Source organism: Pantoea brenneri (assembly GCF_038594305.1).
Lineage (GTDB): Bacteria > Pseudomonadota > Gammaproteobacteria > Enterobacterales > Enterobacteriaceae > Pantoea > Pantoea brenneri.
This window is the reverse complement of record NZ_JBCGBG010000004.1, coordinates 148650-164374: the sequence shown is the minus strand read 5'-3', so window position 1 is coordinate 164374 and position 15725 is coordinate 148650. Positions and strand designations below refer to the sequence as shown.

18 protein-coding genes, 1 tRNA gene and 1 pseudogene are annotated in these 15725 nt (G+C 55.7%); 8 read left to right on the top strand and 12 right to left on the bottom strand.

Translation table 11 applies throughout. From position 1 onward, the window contains the following. Window positions 1-12 precede the first annotated feature (12 nt). Window positions 13-831 (bottom strand): undecaprenyl-diphosphate phosphatase, encoded by an 819-nt coding sequence (gene bacA / locus AABB92_RS16925; RefSeq protein ID WP_031376496.1) that lies wholly within the window; start codon window positions 829-831, stop codon window positions 13-15. Window positions 832-1024: 193 nt separating this feature from the next. Then, window positions 1025-1384: a bifunctional dihydroneopterin aldolase/7,8-dihydroneopterin epimerase gene (gene folB / locus AABB92_RS16920; RefSeq protein WP_031376495.1), complete on the bottom strand. Its 360-nt coding sequence runs from the start codon at window positions 1382-1384 to the stop codon at window positions 1025-1027. Between the two features lie 108 nt (window positions 1385-1492). Between folB and plsY the strand changes: the two genes are divergently transcribed. Further along, window positions 1493-2098, top strand: coding sequence for a glycerol-3-phosphate 1-O-acyltransferase PlsY (gene plsY, locus AABB92_RS16915; protein ID WP_046289254.1), 606 nt, complete (start codon window positions 1493-1495; stop codon window positions 2096-2098). A 30-nt stretch (window positions 2099-2128) separates the two neighbouring features. Here the strand turns inward: plsY and tsaD are convergent, their stop codons facing one another. Beyond that, the gene (gene tsaD, locus AABB92_RS16910; RefSeq protein ID WP_046289255.1) at window positions 2129-3142 is read right to left on the bottom strand and encodes a tRNA (adenosine(37)-N6)-threonylcarbamoyltransferase complex transferase subunit TsaD; all 1014 of its coding nucleotides are present in this window, start codon (window positions 3140-3142) and stop codon (window positions 2129-2131) included. A 278-nt stretch (window positions 3143-3420) separates the two neighbouring features. Between tsaD and rpsU the strand changes: the two genes are divergently transcribed. The 3 genes from rpsU (at window position 3421) to rpoD (ending at window position 7853) form a co-directional block, all read left to right on the top strand. Next, complete coding sequence (rpsU, locus tag AABB92_RS16905; protein WP_001144069.1) at window positions 3421-3636, top strand: 30S ribosomal protein S21; 216 nt, start codon at window positions 3421-3423, stop codon at window positions 3634-3636. A 118-nt stretch (window positions 3637-3754) separates the two neighbouring features. Further along, the gene (gene dnaG / locus AABB92_RS16900) at window positions 3755-5500 is read left to right on the top strand and encodes a DNA primase (RefSeq protein WP_031376493.1); all 1746 of its coding nucleotides are present in this window, start codon (window positions 3755-3757) and stop codon (window positions 5498-5500) included. A 508-nt stretch (window positions 5501-6008) separates the two neighbouring features. Next, complete coding sequence (rpoD, locus tag AABB92_RS16895; protein WP_031376492.1) at window positions 6009-7853, top strand: RNA polymerase sigma factor RpoD; 1845 nt, start codon at window positions 6009-6011, stop codon at window positions 7851-7853. 83 nt (window positions 7854-7936) lie between these two features. On the opposite strand, the gene mug is transcribed toward rpoD, so the two are convergent. Then, window positions 7937-8449: a G/U mismatch-specific DNA glycosylase gene (gene mug, locus AABB92_RS16890; protein WP_031376491.1), complete on the bottom strand. Its 513-nt coding sequence runs from the start codon at window positions 8447-8449 to the stop codon at window positions 7937-7939. Further along, the gene (locus AABB92_RS16885; protein WP_031376490.1) at window positions 8446-9030 is read right to left on the bottom strand and encodes a TetR/AcrR family transcriptional regulator; all 585 of its coding nucleotides are present in this window, start codon (window positions 9028-9030) and stop codon (window positions 8446-8448) included. Before AABB92_RS16885 ends, mug begins: the two co-directional genes overlap by 4 nt. 138 nt (window positions 9031-9168) lie before the next feature. Here AABB92_RS16885 and AABB92_RS16880 point away from each other — a divergent pair, with 138 nt between their 5' ends. The 3 genes from AABB92_RS16880 (at window position 9169) to AABB92_RS16870 (ending at window position 10726) form a co-directional block, all read left to right on the top strand. After that, on the top strand, window positions 9169-9960 hold the full coding sequence (locus AABB92_RS16880; RefSeq protein WP_031376489.1) for an SDR family NAD(P)-dependent oxidoreductase: 792 nt from the start codon (window positions 9169-9171) through the stop codon (window positions 9958-9960). A 190-nt stretch (window positions 9961-10150) separates the two neighbouring features. Next, window positions 10151-10226 (top strand) — tRNA-Ile (locus AABB92_RS16875). A gap of 125 nt (window positions 10227-10351) precedes the next feature. Continuing rightward, complete coding sequence (locus AABB92_RS16870) at window positions 10352-10726, top strand: hypothetical protein (protein ID WP_031376488.1); 375 nt, start codon at window positions 10352-10354, stop codon at window positions 10724-10726. 22 nt (window positions 10727-10748) lie between these two features. Here AABB92_RS16870 and AABB92_RS16865 read toward each other — a convergent pair whose 3' ends face one another. The 4 genes from AABB92_RS16865 to AABB92_RS16850 form a co-directional block, all read right to left on the bottom strand. Continuing rightward, complete coding sequence (locus AABB92_RS16865) at window positions 10749-10967, bottom strand: ogr/Delta-like zinc finger family protein (RefSeq protein WP_072051019.1); 219 nt, start codon at window positions 10965-10967, stop codon at window positions 10749-10751. Between the two features lie 63 nt (window positions 10968-11030). Continuing rightward, window positions 11031-12128, bottom strand: a complete 1098-nt coding sequence (locus AABB92_RS16860) for a phage late control D family protein (protein WP_031376487.1) — start codon at window positions 12126-12128, stop codon at window positions 11031-11033. After that, window positions 12125-12610, bottom strand: a complete 486-nt coding sequence (locus AABB92_RS16855; RefSeq protein ID WP_031376486.1) for a phage tail protein — start codon at window positions 12608-12610, stop codon at window positions 12125-12127. The genes AABB92_RS16860 and AABB92_RS16855 overlap by 4 nt, the downstream gene beginning before the upstream one ends. After that, complete coding sequence (locus tag AABB92_RS16850) at window positions 12610-14427, bottom strand: phage tail tape measure protein (RefSeq protein WP_342550278.1); 1818 nt, start codon at window positions 14425-14427, stop codon at window positions 12610-12612. Before AABB92_RS16850 ends, AABB92_RS16855 begins: the two co-directional genes overlap by 1 nt. A 92-nt stretch (window positions 14428-14519) precedes the next feature. Here AABB92_RS16850 and AABB92_RS16845 point away from each other — a divergent pair, with 92 nt between their 5' ends. Beyond that, window positions 14520-14864 carry a phage tail tape measure protein gene (locus AABB92_RS16845; RefSeq protein ID WP_425343572.1) on the top strand — a complete coding sequence of 115 codons (345 nt, stop codon included), beginning with the start codon at window positions 14520-14522 and terminating at the stop codon, window positions 14862-14864. Here AABB92_RS16845 and AABB92_RS16840 read toward each other — a convergent pair. The 3 genes and pseudogenes from AABB92_RS16840 to AABB92_RS16830 all read right to left on the bottom strand — a co-directional run. Then, window positions 14791-15291: pseudogene (locus AABB92_RS16840) on the bottom strand (phage tail tape measure protein); the annotation flags it as partial. The gene AABB92_RS16845 and the pseudogene AABB92_RS16840 sit on opposite strands and share 74 nt — an antisense overlap. Then, window positions 15284-15424, bottom strand: a complete 141-nt coding sequence (locus AABB92_RS16835; RefSeq protein WP_072010443.1) for a GpE family phage tail protein — start codon at window positions 15422-15424, stop codon at window positions 15284-15286. The gene AABB92_RS16835 and the pseudogene AABB92_RS16840, both read right to left, overlap by 8 nt. Continuing rightward, complete coding sequence (locus tag AABB92_RS16830) at window positions 15421-15723, bottom strand: phage tail assembly protein (protein WP_031376597.1); 303 nt, start codon at window positions 15721-15723, stop codon at window positions 15421-15423. The genes AABB92_RS16835 and AABB92_RS16830 overlap by 4 nt, the downstream gene beginning before the upstream one ends. Window positions 15724-15725 lie beyond the last annotated feature (2 nt).

Genomic DNA, 15725 nt, shown 5'->3' with positions numbered 1-15725 from the left:
GCTGCGCTCGGTTTACATGAAGACCATGTAAACCGCTGCCGCCACGATAAAGCGGTAGATGGCGAATGAGACGAACGAGATACGCTTAATCAGCTCCAGGAAGGCTTTAATCGCGATCAGCGCCACCACAAAGGCGGTTACGAAGCCCACGGCGAACATCGGAAAGTCAGCCATGGTCAGGAAGCCGATGCTCTTGTACATATCCAGCACCGTCGCGCCCATCATCATTGGCACCGCCAGGATGAAGGAGAACTCAGAGGCCGCATAGCGGCTCACGCCCATCAGCATCCCGCCGGAAATGGTCGCGCCTGAACGAGAGAAGCCCGGCCACAACGCTAAGCACTGAAAGCAGCCAATCATAAACGCCTGACGATAGGTAATATCGTCGACGCCGACCGCTTTCGGCTGCTTCGGTTTGAGATACTCTGCCGCCAGCAGCAGCACGCCCCCCACCACCAGCGCATACATCACGTTGATCGGATTAAACAGCGTTTTGATCTGATCGTGCAGTACCAGCCCCACGACCACCGCTGGCACCATGCCCAGCAGAATGTGGATCAGTGATAAACGTCCGCTACCGACACCTTCATGTTTTACTTCACCGAAGTGGATACCGATCAGGCCAAACAGACGCCGCCAGAACATCACGACAACGGCCAGAATCGAGCCTAACTGGATAACCACCTCAAAGGTCTCTGCTTTCTCGCCCTCAAAGCCCAGCAGGTGACCCACTATAATCATGTGCCCTGTGGATGAGACCGGTAAAAATTCGGTCAGCCCTTCCACAACGCCCAGGATTGCAGCTACCCAAAGCTGATGAATATCTGCCATCAAATTTTTCCTCTATCCGTTTTAAAACCATTAAAAAGGCGCTAGCGCAAAGGCTATCGCCTGAAATCATGCCTGCATCAGCCTGAGTAAAACCTTAAGGTCTTAGGCCATTTCGCTTGCTCCAACGAAACGGCACTCGCTATGACAGACAGTAATTTGGTTTGGTTTCATTGTGATGGCAATCACATCGCATTTATTTAGGAATAGTCCCGCGCTCAATTCGCACGCCAACCTGCGCTGCCTGGGCGATAGCGCCCGGTTTGCTTACCTTTACGCGTACGCCAGGCGAATTGAAACGGTTCATCAACAGATCCGCGATTTCTTCAGCAACCCGCTCAACCAGCGCAAAACGACTGCCGGTCAGGTGCGTCAGAATCGCTTCAGAGACGTCGGCATAGCTGAGGCAATCGTTCACATTGTCGCTGCGCGCCGCCAGACGGTTATCCCACGCCATTTCGACATCGAGCACCAGCTTCTGCTGCATACCCTGTTCCCAGTCGTAAACGCCAATGGTGGTGAACACCGTGAGTTGTTCTATAAATACGATATCCATGATGATGGTCTCTGTTTTTGGCTAAGCCGGATACCACTTCCGGCGGATTATGCGTATTATCCACGGTTGATGAGATCAAAACGACCCAAAAGGTAACGGTACGGTGTTATGAGTGCTTTCGCGCCTGGTATGATTATTTTCGCGTATCTCTGCGGTTCGATTTCCAGTGCGATTCTGGTCTGCAAACTCGCTGGCCTGCCCGATCCCCGTACCCACGGTTCAGGCAACCCTGGCGCTACCAACGTGTTACGCCTTGGTGGTAAAGCGGCAGCAGCCTGCGTGCTGGTGTTTGATGTGCTGAAAGGGATGGTGCCGGTCTGGCTGGCGTATCTGCTGCATGTGACGCCACTGTTTCTGGGCCTGACGGCGATCGCGGCCTGCCTCGGTCATATCTATCCGGTGTTTTTCCAGTTCCGCGGTGGCAAAGGTGTCGCGACAGCTTTCGGGGCGATTGCGCCGATTGGCTGGGACTTAACCGGACTGGTGACCGGCACCTGGCTGCTCACCGTGCTGCTCAGCGGCTACTCATCGCTCGGCGCGATTGTCAGCGCGCTGATTGCTCCGTTCTACGTCTGGTGGTTTAAGCCCCAGTTCACCTTTCCGGTTTCGATGCTCTCCTGCCTGATCCTGTTACGCCATCACGACAATATTCAGCGTTTGTGGCGCGGTCAGGAAGGAAAGATCTGGAAGCGTAAGAAGAAATCGCAGGAATAAAAAAAGCCGGCTAAGCCGGCTTTTTTACCTTCAGATGGCGGGGAGTTCCGCCAGCGGCCAGCGTGGTCGTACGCTGACGCCTAATCCCCCGCGCGTTCCGCCTTTCAACCGCACCATGCCCGCATACGCGATCATCGCACCGTTATCGGTACAGAACTCAGGGCGCGCGTAAAATACTTCTCCGCCACGCTTCTGCATCATCACCGCCATCTGCTCACGCAGCGTCCGGTTGGCGCTGACGCCGCCGGCAATCACCAGACGTTTAAAACCGGTTTGATCCAGCGCGCGCTTGCATTTGATCGCCAGCGTGTCGACCACCGCATCTTCAAAGGCCCGGGCGATATCAGCGCGGGTCTGCGCGTCATCATCATTGGCGCGGATGGTGTTGGCGGCAAAGGTTTTCAGGCCCGAGAAGCTAAAGTCCAGCCCCGGACGATCGGTCATCGGACGCGGGAAGATAAAGCGTCCTGCCGTTCCCTGCTGCGCCATCTTCGACAGCATCGGTCCGCCAGGATAATCCAGCCCGAGCAGCTTGGCAGTTTTGTCGAACGCCTCACCGGCCGCATCATCAATTGATTCGCCCAGCAATGCATATTCACCGATACCGGTGACGCTAATCAGCTGGGTATGCCCGCCCGATACCAGCAGCGCCACAAACGGAAATGCAGGCGGATTGTCTTCCAGCATCGGTGCCAGCAGGTGGCCTTCCATATGATGAACCGGCACCGCGGGCACTTTCCAGGCGAAGGCCAGCGCGCGGCCAATAGTGGCACCGACCAGCAGCGCGCCGACCAGGCCCGGACCGGCCGTATACGCCACCGCATCGATCTGATTCGGCGCTAACCCAGCCTGTTTCAGCGCCGCCTGAATTAACGGCACCGTTTTACGCACGTGGTCGCGTGATGCCAGTTCCGGCACCACACCGCCATAATCGGCGTGCAGTTTTACCTGGCTGTACAGCTGATTCGCCAGTAACCCGGCCTCATCGTCATAAATTGCGATGCCGGTTTCATCGCAGGACGTTTCAATACCCAGAATTCGCATTGCATCACCTCTTTCTCGCGGCGCGCAGTTTAGCACAGCAATTGTGCGGGCAGAGCGGGCAATCCCCGCAAAAAGTCATTTTCTGTCGGCTAAAGAGTACGCTATACTCCCGCCCCTGGAAAAACCGGCAGCCGCACAGGCAAACGCTCCTGTTGGTTTCAAATTATCCATGGTGCTTTACAAACCAACGCGAGTTGGAGTAAAATGCTGCACCATTTTGAAATGTGCTGGCGCCGCAGTCAGCAGCAAAAACCGAATTTTATCGAGGTGAGAGTTACATGCCGGTAATTAAAGTACGTGAAAACGAGCCATTTGACGTAGCATTGCGTCGCTTCAAGCGTTCCTGCGAAAAAGCAGGCGTTCTGGCTGAAGTTCGTCGTCGTGAGTTCTATGAAAAACCGACTACCGAACGTAAGCGCGCTAAAGCGTCTGCAGTTAAGCGTCACGCCAAGAAACTGGCTCGCGAAAACGCACGCCGCACTCGTCTGTACTAATTTCTTCTGGAGGTCCGCCTCCACCGCGTGTTAAACGCAGACAGAGTCAAGTAAAAGGCCGTGCTTTCCGAAAGGAAGCGCGGCTTGTTGCCGTTTATGAGCTGAAAATTTGGGGCGTATGGCTGGACGAATTCCACGCGTATTTATTAATGATTTACTTGCCCGCACGGATATCGTGGATCTGATCGATGCCCGCGTTAAGCTGAAAAAGCAGGGTAAGAATTTCCACGCGTGCTGTCCTTTCCATAATGAAAAAACGCCCTCTTTCACCGTAAACGGCGAAAAACAGTTCTATCACTGTTTCGGCTGTGGCGCACACGGCAACGCTATCGACTTTTTAATGAACTACGATCGTCTCGAGTTTGTTGAAAGTATCGAAGAGCTTGCCACTTCCCACGGTTTAGACGTGCCTTATGAAGCAGGCAGCGGGCCCAGCCAGATGGAACGCCATCAGCGCCAGAGCCTGTATCAGCTGATGGAGAACCTGAACGGTTTTTATCAGCAGGGCCTGCAGCAATCCAGTGCGCAGCCAGCACGCGACTATCTTGATCGTCGTGGTCTGAGCGCCGATATCATCAATCATTTCGCCATTGGTTACGCGCCTGCCGGCTGGGATAACGTTCTCAAACGGTTTGGTAAGCAGTCGGAAGACCGTGAGTCGTTGATGGAAGCTGGCATGCTGGTCAGCAATGATAAGGGTCGCACCTATGACCGGTTTCGCGACCGCGTCATGTTTCCGATTCGCGATAAGCGTGGCCGCGTCATTGGTTTTGGCGGACGGGTATTAGGCAACGATACGCCTAAGTATCTGAACTCGCCGGAAACACCTATTTTTCATAAAGGTCGTCAGCTTTACGGCCTGTATGAAGCACTAAAAAATCATCCGGAACCCGCCCGTTTACTGGTGGTCGAGGGATACATGGATGTGGTGGCACTGGCGCAGTACGGCATTGATTACGCCGTCGCCTCGCTGGGCACCTCAACCACGGCTGAGCATATTCAGCTATTGTTTCGCAGTACCGACAACGTGATTTGCTGTTACGACGGCGATCGCGCTGGCCGTGAAGCCGCCTGGCGTGCGCTTGAGACCGCATTACCTTACATGAATGATGGTCGTCAGCTACGCTTTATGTTTTTACCGGATGGCGAAGACCCGGATACGCTGGTGCGCAAAGAGGGCAAAGCGGCTTTCGAAGCGAGGATGGAGCAGGCAATGCCGCTCTCTTCGTTTTTATTCGACAGTTTGCTGCCGCAGGTTGATCTGAGTTCACGCGACGGTAAAGCCCGCCTGAGTACGCTGGCTTTGCCGCTGATTTCGCAGATTCCTGGCGAAACCCTGCGTATTTATATGCGTCAGGAGCTGGGCAATAAGCTGGGTATCCTGGATGACAATCAGCTTGAAAAGCTGATGCCGAAGCTGGCCGCAAGCGGAACGGCGCCAGTTGCACCACCGCTTAAGCGAACCACGATGCGGGTGCTGGTCGCGCTGCTGATTCAGAACCCGCAGCTGGCCACCCTGGTGCCGTCGCTTGATGGGTTGTCTGAGTCAAAAATGCCGGGATTACCGCTATTTATCGAATTAGTGGGCCGTTGTAATGAGAATCCTGGATTGACCACCGGACAGCTACTAGAGTTATATCGCGGGACAAATTTTAGTCAGACGCTTGAAACTCTGGCGATCTGGAACCACATGATAGTAGATGAGGAAGCCGAAGCGGTGTTTCAGGACTCGCTGGCCAGCATCTACGATTCTGCTCTTGAAGAGCGCCTGGAGTTTTTGATTGCGCGCGAGCGCACCCAGGGATTGAGCGCCGATGAGCGCCGCGAGCTCTGGACACTGAGCCAGGCTTTTGCCAGAAAATAACCTTTTTTAATGATTTGTCCGTTCTGATGTATGAAAGGACAGATTAAGCGTTTTATGGCCGGAATGGCGAGTAAGCCAGGCCAGCAGCACAAATTTTAAAGGCCGTCGGCGTCGCTGCCAGTCTGGTTATCGCCAGCGCACAGCCTCCGCAGCGTACTGAAGTACGTGAGGAAGGCGAGCACTGCCGGGGACCAGAATGGCGAGTAAGCCAGGCCAGCAGCACAAATTTTAAAGGCCGTCGGCATCGACGCCAGTCTGGTTATCGCCAGCGCACAGCCTCCGCAGCGTACTGAAGTACGTGAGGAAGGCGAGCACTGCCGGGGACCAGAATGGCGAGTAAGCCAGGCCATTAGCACCGAGTTTATACAAGCGGCTTAAGTGCCGAATACTGATGGGCAAAGCCCACGCCGCGACGAGGGCAGCGGCAAGAACTAAACGCCTTCACTGCTATTGTTGGCTCGCTGCCGACCGACACCAATCTAATTAACAGAAGTGTGGATACCGTCTTATGGAGCAAAACCCGCAGTCACAGCTTAAGCTTCTTGTCACCCGTGGTAAGGAGCAAGGCTATCTGACCTATGCTGAGGTCAATGACCATCTGCCGGAAGATATCGTCGACTCAGATCAGATCGAAGACATCATCCAGATGATTAACGACATGGGTATTCAGGTGGTTGAAGAAGCCCCGGATGCCGACGATCTGATGCTGAACGAAAACAGCTCCGATACTGACGAAGATGCCGCGGAAGCTGCAGCTCAGGTGTTATCCAGCGTTGAATCTGAAATTGGGCGTACTACCGACCCGGTCCGCATGTATATGCGTGAAATGGGTACCGTCGAACTGCTGACGCGCGAAGGCGAAATCGACATCGCGAAGCGTATTGAAGACGGTATCAATCAGGTTCAATGTTCCGTTGCTGAATACCCTGAGGCGATTACTTACCTGCTGGATCAGTACGACAAAGTTGAAGCAGGCGAATCACGCCTGTCCGATCTGATCACCGGTTTCGTCGATCCTAACGCGGAAGAAGATCTGGCCCCTACGGCAACGCACGTGGGCTCTGAGCTTTCTGAAGCCGATCGTGTTGACGATGAAGAAGAAGATGAAGAGAGCGACGATGACAGCTCCGACGACGATAACTCTATCGACCCGGAACTGGCGCGCGAGAAGTTTTCTGACCTGCGTAAGCAGTATGAAACCACCCGCAATGTGATTAAGAGCAAAGGCCGCAGCCACGCTGATGCCGTTGCCGAAATCCAGAACCTCTCTGACGTCTTCAAACAGTTCCGCCTGGTACCGAAGCAGTTCGATTACCTGGTGAACAACATGCGCGAAATGATGGAACGTGTCCGTACTCAGGAACGTTTGATCATGAAGCTGTGTATCGAACTGTGCAAAATGCCGAAGAAAAACTTCATTACCCTGTTCACCGGCAATGAAACCAACGAAAGCTGGTTCAAAGCGGCGCTGGCGATGAACAAGCCGTGGTCTGAAAAGCTGCTGGAAGTGCAGGATGACGTTATGCGTTCCCTGCAGAAACTGGCGCAGATCGAAGAAGAGACCGGCCTGACCATTGAGCAGGTAAAAGATATCAACCGTCGCATGTCGATCGGTGAAGCGAAAGCGCGTCGCGCGAAGAAAGAGATGGTGGAAGCAAACCTGCGTCTGGTTATTTCGATTGCGAAGAAATATACCAACCGTGGTCTGCAGTTCCTCGACCTGATTCAGGAAGGTAATATCGGCCTGATGAAAGCGGTTGATAAGTTTGAATATCGCCGTGGTTACAAATTCTCGACCTATGCGACCTGGTGGATCCGTCAGGCAATCACCCGCTCTATCGCTGACCAGGCACGTACCATCCGTATTCCGGTGCATATGATTGAGACCATCAACAAGCTCAACCGTATTTCGCGCCAGATGCTGCAGGAAATGGGCCGTGAACCGACGCCGGAAGAACTGGCTGAGCGTATGCTGATGCCAGAAGATAAGATTCGCAAAGTGCTGAAAATCGCTAAAGAGCCGATCTCAATGGAGACGCCGATTGGTGATGATGAAGATTCGCATCTGGGCGACTTTATCGAAGACACCACGCTGGAGCTGCCGCTGGACTCTGCTACCTCAGAAAGCCTGCGTTCTGCGACCCACGACGTGCTGGCTGGCCTGACCGCACGTGAAGCGAAAGTGCTGCGCATGCGTTTCGGCATCGACATGAACACTGACCATACGCTGGAAGAAGTGGGCAAACAGTTCGACGTGACGCGTGAGCGTATTCGTCAGATTGAAGCCAAAGCACTGCGTAAACTGCGCCATCCGAGCCGTTCGGAAGTGCTGCGCAGCTTCCTCGACGATTAAGTCAGACAAAAACCCCGGCACGCCGGGGTTTTTTATGCCTGTCGTTTAGCAATAACCGCCCTGCCCTGCTGTTACCGTCGGTTTTAACCCGCCTGCAATGCGTTATGGAGCTGTCGATAGGCTTCAACCATCTCATCCAGTGAAGCGCGATTCAGTCCACTGGGATTCGGCAGTACCCACACCGCCGTTTTACCGATCGCTATCGGCTGTTTACCCCATTCCACTTTGCTCTGCTGAAAGGCGCGCCGGAAGGCATCTTTACCCAGAATCGCCAGGGCTGCGGGCTGGTAATGCAGCACCTTTTCAATCAGGCGCTTGCCGCCATCGCGTAATTCATCCGGTGCTAACTCATTCGCCTGCACGGTTGGACGCTCAACCAGCATGGTGATGCCACATCCCGTCTCGGTTAACCGCTGCTCCTCTTCCGGTTTAAGCAGCTGTTGAGTAAAACCGGCCAGATGGATCACTTTCCAGAAGCGATTGCCGGGATGGGCAAAGTGATAGCCCTGATGTGCGGTTGACTGACCCGGATTAATGCCACAGAACAGGACGTTCAGATTGGCGCTGATGATGTCGCGGATACTGTGCTCAATCATGCTGCCACCAGTCCGGCGCGCTGCTTCAGGGCGTCACGGCTGCGCTGTAACAGCTGACCGGCATGCTTCGCATCCGGGCAGGCACGCGCCAGCGCCAGCGCCCCGACCATCTCGGCCTGCATACTGGATGCCAGCGCATCCGCATCTTCACGATCCAGCTCGCGCAGCATCTGCGCCAGGCCGTCATGCAGCGCATCGATACCCTGTGTAAAAATAGAGCGGGTCTGCTCAGGCAGATGCGCGACTTCGCTCACCAGCGCAGCGATTGGGCACCCTTCCGCTGGGGTATTGCGATGCGCCTCGGAAAGGTAGGTATCAATAAATCCGGCTAACCGCTGGCCTGGCTGCGTCACCTGATCCGCTGGCGCAAAACTGCCCGCCTCGGCAAACATGTGCTTCAGCACCTCCTGTACCAGTTCCTCGCGTGAGGCAAAATGCGCATAAAAGCCGCCGTGCGTCAGGCCAACCCGCTTCATCAGGGCCGCCACACCAATGCCCTCGGTGCCGGTTTCACGCATAACTCGCGCAGCCTCACTCAGGATACGCTGCCGCGTATGCGCTTTGCTGGTCTGCTTCTCCATATCCTCTCCTGCGGTTTCAGATGCGTTGCTTCTGGCTATTATAGTAATTATTACGCTCATCATATTCCAGCTTGACGGCACATATGATGATCGTCATATTGGTGTGAATTATGACGACCATCATACGAGGAGTAAATTATGTCAACATCAGGTACGGCGTTAATAACCGGTGCGTCCAGCGGCATCGGCGCAACTTATGCAAAACGACTGGCTGCACGCGGTTACGATCTGATTCTGGTGGCACGCGACGAATCGCGTCTGAACCAGCTGGCGGCGTTACTGAGTGAGCAGCACGCTATTCAGGTTAAGGTGTTGGCTGCTGATTTAACCAGTGAAGAGGATGTGCAGCGGGTAGAGTCTGAACTGGTCACTAATGCCAGCATTACACTGCTGCTGAACAACGCGGGTATGAGCGTGGAGGGAGAGTTCCTTGAGGCGGACATCAACCGCATCAATACCATGCTGACGTTAAATATCGTGACGCCCACCCGGCTGGCGCAGGCCGCTGCCCGGGTCTTCAAAGCGCGTGGCAACGGCATCATTATTAATATTGCCTCGGTGCTGGCACTGGTGCATGAGATGTTCAACGGTGCCTACAATGCCACTAAATCTTACGTACTGACGCTAACGCGTGCGATGCAGCGTGAGCTTGCTGACAGCGGTGTGCAGGTGCAGGCAGTGCTGCCTGGCGCAACCCGTACCGAGATTTTTGACCGTGCCGGCCAGCCGATCAACACCATCCCTGCCGAAATGCTGATGGAAGTCGATGAAATGGTCGATGCGGCGCTGGCGGGCCTCGACAACAAGGAAGCGGTAACGATTCCACCGCTGGAAGATCTGCAGATGTGGCAGGATTACGATCGCGTACGCGGCACTATGGTGCCTCACCTGTCGCGTAATAAATCCGCTACGCGCTACCACCAGAGCTGATTCCGCTACCCGTCAGGGCGTTTTTGATGAGGGTACGGCGGCATCCTGCCGTACCAGTTTGAGACCCTGTTACGGTTTATCAGGATATTTGTTATAGAAATCAGCAATTAAAAGCTTGCTGCTTATTTCAGCAACCGGTGGCTGAGTGCTGGATCGCTCAGAAGAGATACTTTATAATCCCCGCTCCGCTGGCCCCTTAGCTCAGTGGTTAGAGCAGGCGACTCATAATCGCTTGGTCGCTGGTTCAAACCCAGCAGGGGCCACCAAATATTAGCTTTAAAATCATTGAGTTAAGCCACCTTTTAACGGTGGCTTTTTTGTTTGCCGCGAGGCCATTGGCAGCAAAATGGCAGCAGATTTTTTGCCTAATCCCTAGTCTGAGGCTCATAACATGAAAAAAACCGCTTTAGCGCTTACCCTGTTCGCTTCCCTCAGCGCCTTGGCTGAAGAGGTGCCGAAGCCAGTACAAGAAGTGATTAACGCCTATCAACACTCTTCGTCCTCCCTGGAGAATGGTGTGCTTTCAATGACCATCACAAAACCTACCGTTAATGAAGAAATTGCCACCTCATTTTTTCGCGGGATATGCGATACGCAATATGTTGGGAAAAGCTGGCAACCTTCCCTGATTAAGAAAGTTGTAGTTTTAAACTCTTCTCAGGATCAGGAAGTGGTAATGAATGGAGGCGGCGCTGAATGCAAGAAGTTAGCGCCAATGAATATGAATGAGTCTGAAGTGTATATAAAGTCTCTGATCCAAAAATAAACCCGCATTAGCGGGTTCTTATTTATAACCAGAGCGCGCCCTGGAGTGTTCTGTCAGGATGCGGAGGGGCAGGCTTGACCTTGCCCGGATTCATTATAATTTCTGCCACTGTTTCATGGGACTTGAAGGTGCAACCACAATTGATGTTTTGGCACTGGTTATAGCGCTCCTTCGTTGTCTTAGAAACTTGAAAGCTACTACGCGTATGGGCCGCATTCCCACACAATGGACAATTCATCATAACCCAGCCCTCGAATCTCATTTTGGGTGGATAATACACAAAAAACCCCAATTGGGATACTTCTCATTCCATTTCTAATGAGTCGATTTTTACCTCAAGATCCATGCTTGTTGTATAGCCACTGTCCGCGCTGAGGCTGTGCGTAAGCGTCGTTACAATCCATTCGCCCGCGTCTATCTGCTGCTTGAAGCCGTTCACCTTTACCGGCATTTCCGTATAGAGATCGGCCCGGCCGCGAGCCAGCTGTATAGAAAATGACGCAACCCCGCGCTGCAGGCGCTCCCAACGCATTTTGGCCGCGCGCTCTGCATTGGCCCGGTTTGCATAGGTACGGCTCAGCACCAGGACGTTTTCATCCGTTCCGATCAGGTAATCGCCCTGTTTGGCTTCTGGCTCTTTTTTCTTTGTCGTCTTTTTCCGCCTGCGCTTTACTTTCGTCACCGGTTTTTTTGTCGGTTCGCGGGTATGCAGCCAGCTGGCAATCACTCCGGTGTAGGCGTCGCGGTCAGCCATGGTAAAGCGGTGGCTGTCGCCGTCCTTGCGTTGAATGGTGATTACCGGCAGCGCCTTACCGCTGGCCGTTTTGCCCTGCCCCTGACGTATGAACAGCAGATTGCCGTTTTTGATAGAGGCTATCGCGCCTGACTGTTTCGCCAGACGCATCAGAAAGCTGGCGTCTGATTCGTTGGTCTGGTCAAGGTGATCTACGGCCATCTTCGCCACATCATCACCCAGGGCGATCTTCAGCTTGTGGCGCCCTGCGATGTCTTTCACGATGTCGCCCACGGTAGTCTGGTGCCATGACTTTTCACGTTTAGTATTGAGCGTCTGCCTGAAGTCGGCGCTGCGGGCGCGCAGAGTCAGCCGGTCAGGCGTGCCAGAGTGCTCAATTTCGTCCACGATAAAGGTGCCTTTCGGAAAAAGCGCCTCACCCTGCCAGCCGAGCGCCAGCGACAGAGAGACGCCCCGGCGAGGCAGCAGCAGCTGGCAGTCTGCGTCGTCCAGCTCGATGTCTAGCTGGTCAGCCTCAAACCCCCGGTTATCTGTGAGCGTCAGACTCATAAGACGCTTCTCAATCTTCTGCGTGATGTCCGCGCCCTCAAGCGTCAGCCTGAAAGAAGGGGAATTTGCCTGCCCGTTTATCCATTGCGTGGCGCTCATGAAAGCAGCCCCCCCATCATACTGGTAACTTTACCCGCTGCGTCCGTTGCCGCGCCCTTTATGGCTGAGAGCTGATCGCTCAGACTGCCGAACATTTCGCCCAGCGTTTCGTCGGTGCGCTTCAGGGTGAGCGTGAACTCAATGCGCCGGCAGACGCCACTGCTGAAAAACTCCGCTTTGGTCTGGCTCAGGCTCTCGATCACAAACATGCCGTAAATGGTGCCGCTTCCTTCAATCAGCGGCCACGCGCGCCCCAGCTCTGCTATCTGCTCCAGCGCCAGCAGTGACAGCCTGCCGCCGGTAATCTCCGGCAGCAGAACGCCCGAAAGCGTCAGCGTTTCATTATCCGGCCCCAGAAACTGGAGGGACGAGCGCACGCCTACGCGGCTGTTTGACGGAAACCGCCAGCTGCGCTGGATCTGCAGCTCCTGATAAGGGACCGTCTGCAGCATGAAAACGAACATCCCCAGCGTCATCATCATTATTCAAATCCTTCTCTGTCGTGGTAGCTGCTGCGGGCGCGGGCCTTCGCCTGTCGCTCTTTTGCCTCAAGTCTGCGCATAACCTCGTCCGCCACGTCCTGCGCGCTCTGCCCTGGCTGCTGCATGATGGTGATAGGGGCATGAATGGTCACGGGCGATACACTGCCCACCGGTTGCGGTCGTGCCGCTTCCTGCCGGTACGCCTGCGCGGGCTGGCTCATCGGATGCAGCGGACGCGCAGCCGCTGGCGTTGCAGCCAAGCCCATCGCCAGCGCGGCAGAAGCGGCCAGCGCGGCAGTGCGGCGGCGGCTGGTTATGTTGGCCGGGCCGTTCACAATTTCCGGCCCGTTTTCCCCGACGATGCCGAACTGCCCGGACGGAATATGCCCACCGGTGTCGTACATCCTCGGAAAAGCCGGGAAGCCGCCCGGCGGCAGCGCCACTTTCCCGTCTGCCGTGACCTGCGCCGGGCGTGGTCGTGCTGCCTGCGTCGGTGCGCCTGGCTTGTCGTTGCCGGGCTTTAGAAAGTCCGGCAGGTAATCAGTCAGCGAGGACAGCTTGCTTTTGAGCGCATCCCATTTCTGGCTGATGCCTGCCAGCAGGCCATCAATCATCTGCGAGCCAGCTTCCTGAAAGCGCGCGGGCAGCGCCTTCACGTCGGCCACGATCTCCTCCCATTTGGTGCTGATGTAGGTGCGGATCGCCGTCCATACATTGCTGACTTTGGTGCTGATGCCGTCCCACAGCGCGGCAAATTTCGGCCCCAGCGTGTCCCAGTTCTGCCAGATATATATGGCTCCCATGGCAATCAGCCCGATCACGGCCAGAATGGGGTTCGCCATCATCAGCCGCCCCAGCCACAGCACGCCATTACCGACAAGGCCAATAGCCTTACGCATGAGGCCAAAAGAACTAAACGCCTGAAGGCCCGTCTTGTTCATAAGCATACGCATTAGCAGCATGGGGCCGATTGTTGACGCAAAGACCAGCAACGCCGCACCTACCCCTGCTGTCACGATGGCAAATCCCGCCGCTATCTTGAACAGCGCCGCCGTCAGTTGCGGGTGCTGTTTTACAAACGAGCCTAATGCGCCAGCGAGATTTCCTAGCCAGTCGGCCACCTGTTTAAGCACTGGCGCGACCGTCTCACCAATTGCAGCCATTGCATTAGTAAACGAGCCGCTCGCCGCATCCCAGCGGTTTGACAGCGTCTTTAACGAGGCGTCAACGCGCTCCCGCAGAGACGCCTGGTTGTCGAGCTTCGCTGCGGTTTCCCTGTACCCGGCAAGCCCTTTAGTAATCATGTTGTTTAGCACCTGCAGCGTTTCCGCATCGTCGCCAAACATATCTTTGAGCGTCCGCAGCCGCTTCTCGGTACTAAGCGCCTTGAGCTGATCCAGCTGCGGATACATTTTCTTAATACCGGCAAATTCTCCTTTGCCGTTGGTGAAATCAAATTTCACCCCCGTGCCCTTAAGGTCTTCGTTCACCCCTTTGATTTTCTTGTTGTCCATCATGGCCTGCAGCACCTTGCGGTAAGCGTTACCTGCCGAGCCTCCGTCCATGCCCTGCTGATCAGCCATCACAAGCAGGGGCGCAAATTCTTTCGCCGCATCGATCCCTTTCTTTTTGATGATGTCCATGGCGCTGCCGATTTTAGAAAAGCCCTGCAGCATGTTTTCCGAATCCACGCCCGCATAAAATCCCTTCTGAATGATGTCGGTGAGCGCCATCATGTCCTTTTCGCTGGTCTGCGTGGCGTCCTGCAGCTTTGCCGCAAACTCCGCCGCGTCGGTCGGGGCCATCTGCAGCTGCACGCCGAGAGCGCCAGCAGAAGATCCGCGACATCCAGGCACGGCATGAAAAGCTGACCGAGACGCGCAATAAGCTGGCCGGTAACGGCGCGGGCATGGTGGCAACCGGCGTTGCTACCGGCGCGACCCTGATGGCCCCGGTGCGTGCCTATGCGGATTCGGAGAACGCCGCGACGCAGCTGGCCGCCTCAATGATGGGGCCGGGCGCTAAGGTGCTGCCGGAGTATGAAAAAATCAACAGGCTGGCAGTGAGCCTGGGCGACAAGCTGCCCGGCACCACGGCGGACTTTCAGAACATGATGACCATGCTTCGCCGCCAGGGCATGAGCGCGCAGGCGATCCTGGGCGGGCTGGGTGAGGCAACGGCCTATCGCCGAGCTTGCGCAGCTCTGCCTGCTGGCGCTCGATGGCCCCGGTTGCCGCCTGCGCGTCCGTTTTAAGCCGGCGCTGCGCCTCGCTCAGCTGTTTTGTGTCAATGCCCGCCGCGTTCAGCGCCTCACGCTGGCGCTGCACCGACAGGCGCAGGCCGTTGTAGGTCTGCTGCAGCTGGCTGGCGCGGTTCTTTGCCTGCTCAAGCAGCCGGGCCTGCTGCGCCGTGGGCCTGTTCGTTTCGGTAAACTGCACGGCAAGGCGCGCCGCTTCCTCGCGGGCGGCCTTCAGGTTGTTGGCGGTAACGGCAAGCTGTGAGCGGGTTTTGCGGAAACCGTCAATGCGGCCCGCCTGCTCGTTAAGGGATTTCAGGCCGTCTTTGCTGACCTTCAGCGCGGCAGACAGCTCCTTTGAGCCGTCGCGCGCGCTGCGAAAGGGGCGCGTGATTTTATCAACCGCGCTTAATACCACCTGCAGCCGCAGGTTTGTGTCACTCATCGTCACCGGCTCCGCTACGCTGCATCGCTTTATGCCGCCACTCAAGCACGTCCGTCAGAGACTCCGCGTACATCACCGGCGGCGGCCAGTGAAAAACGGTAGCGATGTCCGCTACCAGATCTTCTACCGTCAGGCTGTCGGGAAAGCTGACAGCGCCGACTTCGGCAACAAAAAAGTGATCACCTCGACCGACAGGGACAGCAGATCGGCGGGGTCCATTTCGTTAATTTCCTGCACGGTCAGCGCCGGGTTCGTGACGCGCGGCAGCACGGCCATCATCGCGTTCACGTCCATGTCCATCAGCGCCTGCAGGCGGATGCCGCGCAGCGCCCCGGCCTGCGGTTTGCGCACGGTCACGCTTGTAACTTCGTTTTTGCCGCGCAGGATGGGGGTGTCCAGCTCAACAGCTTTTTCGGTAGTTTTGTCGGTCATGG

Bases quoted from the DNA above. Each gene is read 5' to 3' on its own strand.
- AABB92_RS16885 (WP_031376490.1), bottom strand. From the start codon at position 9,030: ATGGAGAAGCAGACCAGCAAAGCGCATACGCGGCAGCGTATCCTGAGT.
- plsY (WP_046289254.1), top strand. From the start codon at position 1,493: ATGAGTGCTTTCGCGCCTGGTATGATTATTTTCGCGTATCTCTGCGGT.
- AABB92_RS16860 (WP_031376487.1), bottom strand. From the start codon at position 12,128: ATGAGCGCCACGCAATGGATAAACGGGCAGGCAAATTCCCCTTCTTTC.
- AABB92_RS16880 (WP_031376489.1), top strand. From the start codon at position 9,169: ATGTCAACATCAGGTACGGCGTTAATAACCGGTGCGTCCAGCGGCATC.
- rpoD (WP_031376492.1), top strand. From the start codon at position 6,009: ATGGAGCAAAACCCGCAGTCACAGCTTAAGCTTCTTGTCACCCGTGGT.
- AABB92_RS16830 (WP_031376597.1), bottom strand. From the start codon at position 15,723: ATGACCGACAAAACTACCGAAAAAGCTGTTGAGCTGGACACCCCCATC.
- AABB92_RS16870 (WP_031376488.1), top strand. From the start codon at position 10,352: ATGAAAAAAACCGCTTTAGCGCTTACCCTGTTCGCTTCCCTCAGCGCC.
- mug (WP_031376491.1), bottom strand. From the start codon at position 8,449: ATGATTGAGCACAGTATCCGCGACATCATCAGCGCCAATCTGAACGTC.
- rpsU (WP_001144069.1), top strand. From the start codon at position 3,421: ATGCCGGTAATTAAAGTACGTGAAAACGAGCCATTTGACGTAGCATTG.
- AABB92_RS16865 (WP_072051019.1), bottom strand. From the start codon at position 10,967: ATGATGAATTGTCCATTGTGTGGGAATGCGGCCCATACGCGTAGTAGC.
- folB (WP_031376495.1), bottom strand. From the start codon at position 1,384: ATGGATATCGTATTTATAGAACAACTCACGGTGTTCACCACCATTGGC.
- AABB92_RS16855 (WP_031376486.1), bottom strand. From the start codon at position 12,610: ATGATGATGACGCTGGGGATGTTCGTTTTCATGCTGCAGACGGTCCCT.
- tsaD (WP_046289255.1), bottom strand. From the start codon at position 3,142: ATGCGAATTCTGGGTATTGAAACGTCCTGCGATGAAACCGGCATCGCA.
- dnaG (WP_031376493.1), top strand. From the start codon at position 3,755: ATGGCTGGACGAATTCCACGCGTATTTATTAATGATTTACTTGCCCGC.
- bacA (WP_031376496.1), bottom strand. From the start codon at position 831: ATGGCAGATATTCATCAGCTTTGGGTAGCTGCAATCCTGGGCGTTGTG.
- AABB92_RS16845 (WP_425343572.1), top strand. From the start codon at position 14,520: ATGGTGGCAACCGGCGTTGCTACCGGCGCGACCCTGATGGCCCCGGTG.